Raw genomic sequence first — 7,197 nt, 5'->3', positions numbered from 1 at the left:
ATATCTTATCTTACAAATTAAAAATGCAATATACTCGAAAACTTTTCAGAAAATCCATTGTGTTGAGTTTTACACGAACAAGAAAACTTCCTTTTTCGACAGTATTTTCTATGATTTTAAAGTTAGTTAAAAAAAGTTTGGGAATAGAATGTGAACTTATGGAGCCATTGACATGTACCCTCAAAGCAAGCTTTTTCTAAAGCAAGGTATAAGATTTGCCATACAGGCTTTCAAGAATCTAAGCATCCAAACAGCCTATCAGGATGAACCTGAGTTGGAGAGGCTATAGACTTATTGCAGCAGATGGTTCTGGTATGAGATTACCCAGCTCTGGGGAAATTGTATCCGAGTTTGAACCAAATGGAACAACAGGCACCATTGGCAATTTGTTTGTTGATTTGTGTACTTCGCTGATTTGCAGTGCTCGTCTTGCAGCTTGGAATATAGGTGAACAAACGTTGGCGGCAGAGCAATTACCCGAAGTTATCACTCAAATGCGTTTATTAAATCAAGAGAAATTATTATTTATCTATGATCGTCTTCAGTAAAATTCATTCAGCAGCATTATAATTTGGAAGTAGATTTTATTTTTCGCTTGCAAAAAAGAAATTATAGTAAGCTATGGGAACGCTGGCGAATTAGATTTCGATTTTATATTAGAAAATGAAAAGCTAAAAAATAAAATGAAAGGACAGAAAGTAAGAGTTATAGTGCTGACATTAGCCAACTGAGAAACAGAGTTTTTGACCGAGACTTTGGAGCAAAGCTTATGTGTTAAGGTGGCACATAGAGGAGTGCTATAAACGACTCAAAGTAGGAGCAGAGTTAGAGAATTTTTCTGGAGAGGCTGTATTACAAGAATTTTGGGCAAACTTGGTCATGTGCAATATATTATCGCTTCATATATGTGATGCACAAGGGCCTTGGAACCCAGATCAAATTACTGAGTATCGTTTAAATTTTTCAGTTTTATTTAGTGTAATGAGACAGAAACTCTATCAGGTACTTATTGCGCCAAAAAACTTTCAAGCCCTTTTTAAGTATACGCGCTAAAGTTAAAATCCGACCGGGACAGCCGCAATAAAGTAGATAAGCCTAAACGCCATCATGTCTTTAGGAGAGTTTGCTAATGAAAGTTCTTAAGTTGACGCCATTGGCTGAACGGATACGGAATGACACCATCCTTTTTACTGGATTCCAGACGGCAATGACACCTCTGGACACTTCCGTCGTAAAGGAACCAGTGTCAGCTACTCGGATGACACCTTTTTTCTACTTAGTTTGGGTTATGCAAGAAGTCTAATGAAGTGAAAATAAATTTATTTACCAAAATAGAGTTGCCTTGGTCTACAGATCTTAGTTTCTTTATCATTTATCATTTCATACCACTGAGTAACCCAACCAGTGGTTCTTGCAAGTGCAAAAATAGGCGTGAACATATTTGAGGGGATATCAATAGCATTCATTATTATACCTGAGTAAAAATCAACATTTGGATATAACTTACGCACGATAAAATATTCATCCTTTAAAGCTATTTCTTCAAGTTTTTTTGCAATTTTAAGCAGTTCATTATTTTGTTCTAGTTTACTTAGAACCTCATGGCAAGCGCCTTCCAATATACGCGCGCGCGGATCATAATTTTTATAAACACGATGTCCAAATCCCATCAATTTAAATGGATCTTTATCATCTTTAGCTTTTTCGATGAATTTATCTATATCTCCACTTTGCTCTATCTCTTTTAGCATATTTATAACTGCCTCATTAGCTCCACCATGTGCTGGTCCCCAAAGTGTAGCAACTCCTGCAGAGAGGCTTGCAAACAGATTAGAACCAGCCGATCCCACCAATCTGACAGCCGCCGTAGAAGCATTCTGTTCATGATCAGCATGGAGAGTAAATATTTTATCCAGAGCTTTTGCAAAAAGGGCGCTTTTATCATTATCAACAGCATCGCCAAATATCATCTTTAAGAAATTTTCACTGTAACTTAATTCATTGTTAGCATTTATGAATTCCTGATTGTTGATATGCCTATAAATCATTGCAATAATTGTGGAAACTTGCGCTATTGCAGAAATTCCAAAATCTAGGTCTTCACCATTGACATTGTTGCCATGCTTTTCATGATAAGATGCTGACAAACTTGCAAAACATGCAACTAAGATTGACATAGGGTGAGCAGTTTTTGGAAATGCTTTAATTACATTTGTAACTTGCTCTGATACTTTGGATGATTCTTGTATTTTGAGAAGAAATTTTTTGTGTTGCTCTGAACTGGGTAATTCACCATAGAGCAATAAATAAATCACAGCAGTAAAATTATTATTCTCTGCCAAATCAGCTATATTATGTCCCCTATATTTAAGAACTCCTTCATCTCCATCAATGAATGTAATTGTAGAAGAGCATGAAGCTGTAGAAACAAACCCTGGATCGTAAGTGAATAATCCTGTCATCTTATATAAATCCTTGATATTTAACACATCAGGACCTGTTGTTCCGCTTAATACAGGTAGCTCGATTTTTAATCCATTACTTAGTTCTAATAGCACTTTTTTATCCATCACTTAAGCTACTTAAATTTTATACAGAATATACAAACTGAGGAGTATATATTAATACAGTTAACTTTACATTAACCGTATTAAGCGGTCATCAATGCTTTTACTTTTGCATTTAAGCGACTTATTTTACGCGCAGCGGTATTCCTATGAATAACACCTTTATTCACACACTTGTGTAAATTAGATTCAGCATTCCGAAATGCCAGAACAACATTTTCTTTGTCGCCAGACTTGATTATATCAACCAAATTTCTAATAGCAGTGCGAGTTTTACTTTTCCGCATCTTATTTATTAAAGTGCGCTTTGCTATTACCTTTATCATTTTTTTAGCACTCTTATGATTTGCCATATATTAATACCTAAAATACTGTACTTTTCTTTTAATTATAAAGTTTTTTTGTTAATTTGCAATATCAGTTTTTCCTATGGTTAATCTACTGCTTCTCTCTTCAATAATTTTTTCTAAACTTTGCAAGAATTCATTTTTGTTTAACCCAGGATATATTGGGGGCAATATTTCTATTACTGCCTTTCCGGGATTCTTTCTCAGAGAAAGTATGCTTTTTGGCCAAAACAAACCAGTGTTTAAAGCAACCGGTAACACAGGAACAGATAATACGCTATATAAAGCAGCAATACCTGGTTGATATTTTATATTTTGGTTTATAGTTGTTCTTGTACCTTCAGGAAATATTATTATGCTTCTATTTTCTTTTATACGCATTTTTGCTAGTTTGATTATATGGCGTATAGAACTGATACCATCTGAACGGTTAATAAAAATCATTTTCAGCGCTATAAGATGCAAACCAATGAATGGAATCCATTTCAATTCACGTTTTAAAATAAAAACCGCTTTTCTAAATAGTAGTATAAAAATAAATGTTTCAAATGGAGATTGGTGTTTAGATGCAATGATAAAAGGTTGCTTAGGGATGTTTTCCATTCCCCTCACTTCATATTTAATGCCACATAATAAACGCAGCATGAATAATACAACTCTCACCGAACAGACGAGGAAAATGGTTATTACACACTCAGAAAAGAAAATTACAGGGAGAGTAATGAAAGTATAGAATACCTCCCATAATATAAGAAAGAAATTAAACAATAAACTTGAAATCACAAACTCACATAAATTTATTTAAATTTAACTTTATTACAAATTAAAAACAATAAATTTAATTATTGATCATCTGAGTAATAGGATGCGAATCAGCTAATTTGTCCTTTAACTTTTCGTTAGCAATATGAGTATATATTTGTGTTGTAGAAAGGTTAGTATGGCCAAGAACTTTCTGTATCAACACAATATTTGCTCCGCTATTTAGTAGATGGGTAGCAAAAGAATGCCTAACCACGTGTGGAGAGATCTTATTTTCATCAATATTGCATTTTCTTGCCAACTCCTTCATTAATTGACCGACCCTCTGCCTTGTAATTGGTTTATTAGGTTTATCACCTGGGAATAGCCAATCGGATTCCTTTTCTTTAGAGATCAGATTATCACGAACTGATAAATAATTTCTAAGGCTCTGCAATGCTTGTTCATTAAAAAGAATTTGCCTCTCTCTACCACTTTTTCCTTTTATTATTATATAGCATTCTTTGTTATTACTGTTTATTAAATGTGACACTTCACATAATTTCATACTAATTAGTTCAGAAACACGCATTCCAGAAGAGTAAAGGATATCTAAAATCGCACATAGCCTTTTACTGCTTATCTCTTTATTCGATTCGCTTGCTGATTTTCTCACTGTGTCCATTAGCAAAAATATTTCTTCGACACTTAAATACTTAGGCAAAGGACGAGAAACTTTTGGATTCTTTAATTCAGCATCATTAGCCGGCGCTGGATTAAAATCTATTATTCCGTCATTAAATAGACACTTGTAAAAATTTTTCATAGCGGATATTTTTCTTGATATAGAGCTACTTTTATATTTTTTTTGTGTACATAAAGATTTCACATAATCTTTAATATTGGTTTTGTTTACACCAACCAAGGTAGTGCCGCTTTCCAATAAAAATTCTTCCAACTGGTGTAAATCCGAACGATAACTTTCCAGAGTATTTTGTGCAGCGGACCTCTCTGAAGCTAAAGCATCTATGTAATATGTTATGTAAAGATTTTCTTTTTTATTTTGCGACTGTTTATTTTTCATTATCAGTTCCTATATTTATTTCTTTGGCTATAATTTGATTAGAAGTGTTCCCTGTGTTTCTTATGAGAAAATATGAGACAAATAAAGCATTTATCAATAGATTGAACATCACAAACTTTTGCTTTAACCTTTTTCTTAAATTTAATCTTACTCTTATCATAGTTAAATTATAACGTTAAATCTATAAAAAACACCTTATAAAGTGAGCTCTACTATAAATATAGAATACTTCTTAGCTGTATCTATCTATATTTATTATAACATAACATTGATTATAATTCTAACATGGACAGGTAGAGATTCCAATTACGTTAGTGTTATGGGTGTTAATAAATTTTTAATATACACCTTACAAAAGAAGAAATCAAATGGCATCTTTTTTTAATAAAGTGCTAATAAAAGGAACGGTCACATTTGACCCTATAGATTCATTATCTATCTTTTCTATAATTTTATCAATGCTATAGAAAGAACGTTCTATTCTTGCTAAAATATAATTAATCACTTTTAAATCAATTTTTAACTGTTTATCTGAAAATCGTTTTATTAGCATAATTCTTAATAATTCCTCGCTTGCAGGCAAAATTTTTACGCTGATAGTTGATAATATTCGAGAACTTAAATCTCTTAGTTTGAAGTTAAGCTTTTTTGGTGAAATTGAAGAAGTGATTAGCAGCCTCTTGTCGTTTTCTTTCATGTAATTGTAAAAATGTAATAACATGGCTTCATCTTTAATGTTTTGTACGTCTTCTAAAATAAAAGCATCGCTATACCTAATCTCGCTTACGAAGTTATTCACATTGATAAAGATTGCATCGTTTATTGATTGCCAAATATGAGCAAGATGAGTTTTACCGGAGCTTTTAGGTCCAAAAAGAATCAGACATTTCCAAGATAAATCATTAACTACCGAATTATATACGTGCTTATTTTCATCTAAGATGATGTAATTTTGCCGGCTATAATCAGCTTGATTGTTGTTAAATAAATTTAATTGCACGTTGAACCTCTTACGTAACCTCTTTCTGGTAGTAATTTTTGCGCAGAAATTTACTTACGCTCCTCAAATGTGTCAGGTATTCTGGGCTCATTTCTCCTCTTACCATAAATTGATTATGCAAAAGGTCTGTTAGCCGTTTTTATAAAGCTCACTTTTAAAATATTTATTGATTGCATATTCTACTGATACATTGAACATTGCTATTATTGGAATAAAAAGTAATATACCTGTAAATCCAAAATATGAAGCGCATATAGTAATTCCCAGAATAATTACAGTTGGATGTATATGAACTTTTTTTCCTATTAATAAAGGAACTAATATATTTGAATCTATTAATTGTCCAACACCAAATAATAGCAAAACAGCAGCACTTTCAAACCATCCACTAAATTGAGTGATAGCGCTCAAAAACCCAATAATGGTATATAATAATGGCCCTACGTAAGGTATGAACGTTAACATTCCTGATAAAATTCCAATAACAATAGAGTGTTCCAATCCAATTATGCTCAGACTCACAGAGTAAAAGACCATCATGACAATACATACATTTACCTGCCCCTTTAGATAATTAGATATAATGAAATCCACTTTGGAAAAATAATCTGCAATTTTTCCTCTGTAAGGAATAGGGATTAATTTACTAGCTTTTTCTATAATTAAAGGCCAATCACGTAATATATAGAAAAACACTACAGGAGTAATCACCATTAATGATACCGTGTTAAAGCTTGAACTTAACACTTGGATTATAAAGTTACTAGCAATATCAAGAGCATTCATGAAATAAGATACATAGTTGCTGTAATTTTCTGCTAGATTTTTAGATAAATGATCAAATAAGCTATCCTCGATTTTCATATTAAGAAATTCTAATACAGAGGGGATTACTTTAAACTTTAATGAAGGCACTTTACTCACTAAGAAATTTAATATTGAAGTAATTTGAACATATATAATAGGTAAAACAAATGTTATGACTAGTATAAAAGCTATTAATAAAATAAGTATTATAAAAATTACAGAACATGGACGTGGTATTCTATACTTTTCAAACTTGACTACTAGCGGATTAAACAAATATGCAATAATAATAGATATTAAACATGGAAAAATCATAGGACGCATCAGGAATAACATCCCTATTATAAAAAGCAGTATGAAACAAATAGTTATATGACGTTTTTGCATGTGTTTAGCATAGCTAATTTACTGAAAAATATGCAATTTATTTTTCCTATGTTGAAAGTATTTTACGATTTGTAATACTATCATTTTTTACTAAAATTTAGTTGTTTAATCCGCAGGCAAAGATAGATTTTGAGCTCTCTAAATATCTCTTTTGCTATTATAATTATGCTAGTTAATAGGGGAAGTAACTTTTATATGATGTCAGAAATTTTATTTTTCGGAAAGAATCTTGGATAGAGAGGAAAGCTTCTACAAAAAGAAATA

The 7,197-nt window shown here is 31.9% G+C and carries 6 protein-coding genes and 1 pseudogene; 1 reads left to right on the top strand and 6 read right to left on the bottom strand.

What is annotated here, in order from left to right; all coding sequences use genetic code 11:
• Positions 1-7 precede the first annotated feature (7 nt).
• A pseudogene (locus tag WG67_RS06465) lies at positions 8-1,130 on the top strand (transposase).
• A 189-nt stretch (positions 1,131-1,319) separates the two neighbouring features.
• Here the strand turns inward: WG67_RS06465 and WG67_RS04985 are convergent.
• From WG67_RS04985 to WG67_RS04960, 6 genes are all read right to left on the bottom strand, one after another.
• Positions 1,320-2,570, bottom strand: coding sequence for a citrate synthase (locus tag WG67_RS04985; RefSeq protein ID WP_010081982.1), 1,251 nt, complete (start codon positions 2,568-2,570; stop codon positions 1,320-1,322).
• 80 nt (positions 2,571-2,650) lie between these two features.
• Positions 2,651-2,920, bottom strand: a complete 270-nt coding sequence (gene rpsT, locus WG67_RS04980) for a 30S ribosomal protein S20 (protein WP_010081981.1) — start codon at positions 2,918-2,920, stop codon at positions 2,651-2,653.
• Positions 2,921-2,971: 51 nt separating this feature from the next.
• The gene (locus WG67_RS04975) at positions 2,972-3,697 is read right to left on the bottom strand and encodes a lysophospholipid acyltransferase family protein (RefSeq protein ID WP_010963063.1); all 726 of its coding nucleotides are present in this window, start codon (positions 3,695-3,697) and stop codon (positions 2,972-2,974) included.
• Between the two features lie 55 nt (positions 3,698-3,752).
• A complete protein-coding gene (locus WG67_RS04970) occupies positions 3,753-4,739 on the bottom strand; it encodes a tyrosine recombinase (protein ID WP_070356988.1) in 987 nt (328 codons plus the stop codon).
• Positions 4,740-5,103: 364 nt separating this feature from the next.
• Positions 5,104-5,739, bottom strand: coding sequence for a DnaA ATPase domain-containing protein (locus WG67_RS04965; RefSeq protein WP_070356987.1), 636 nt, complete (start codon positions 5,737-5,739; stop codon positions 5,104-5,106).
• Positions 5,740-5,868: 129 nt separating this feature from the next.
• The gene (locus tag WG67_RS04960; protein ID WP_070356986.1) at positions 5,869-6,933 is read right to left on the bottom strand and encodes an AI-2E family transporter; all 1,065 of its coding nucleotides are present in this window, start codon (positions 6,931-6,933) and stop codon (positions 5,869-5,871) included.
• Between the last annotated feature and the right edge of the window lie 264 nt (positions 6,934-7,197).

This window comes from Wolbachia endosymbiont of Drosophila incompta, assembly GCF_001758565.1.
In the GTDB taxonomy this organism is placed as follows: Bacteria; Pseudomonadota; Alphaproteobacteria; order Rickettsiales; family Anaplasmataceae; genus Wolbachia; species Wolbachia pipientis.
Note: the sequence above shows the minus strand (reverse complement) of the source record. Positions and strands in the feature narration are given on the sequence as shown.

Excerpts from the sequence above, each read along its gene's own strand:
- WG67_RS04960 (WP_070356986.1), bottom strand. The coding sequence starts at position 6,933 with ATGCAAAAACGTCATATAACTATTTGTTTCATACTGCTTTTTATAATA.
- WG67_RS04985 (WP_010081982.1), bottom strand. The coding sequence starts at position 2,570 with ATGGATAAAAAAGTGCTATTAGAACTAAGTAATGGATTAAAAATCGAG.
- rpsT (WP_010081981.1), bottom strand. The coding sequence starts at position 2,920 with ATGGCAAATCATAAGAGTGCTAAAAAAATGATAAAGGTAATAGCAAAG.
- WG67_RS04970 (WP_070356988.1), bottom strand. The coding sequence starts at position 4,739 with ATGAAAAATAAACAGTCGCAAAATAAAAAAGAAAATCTTTACATAACA.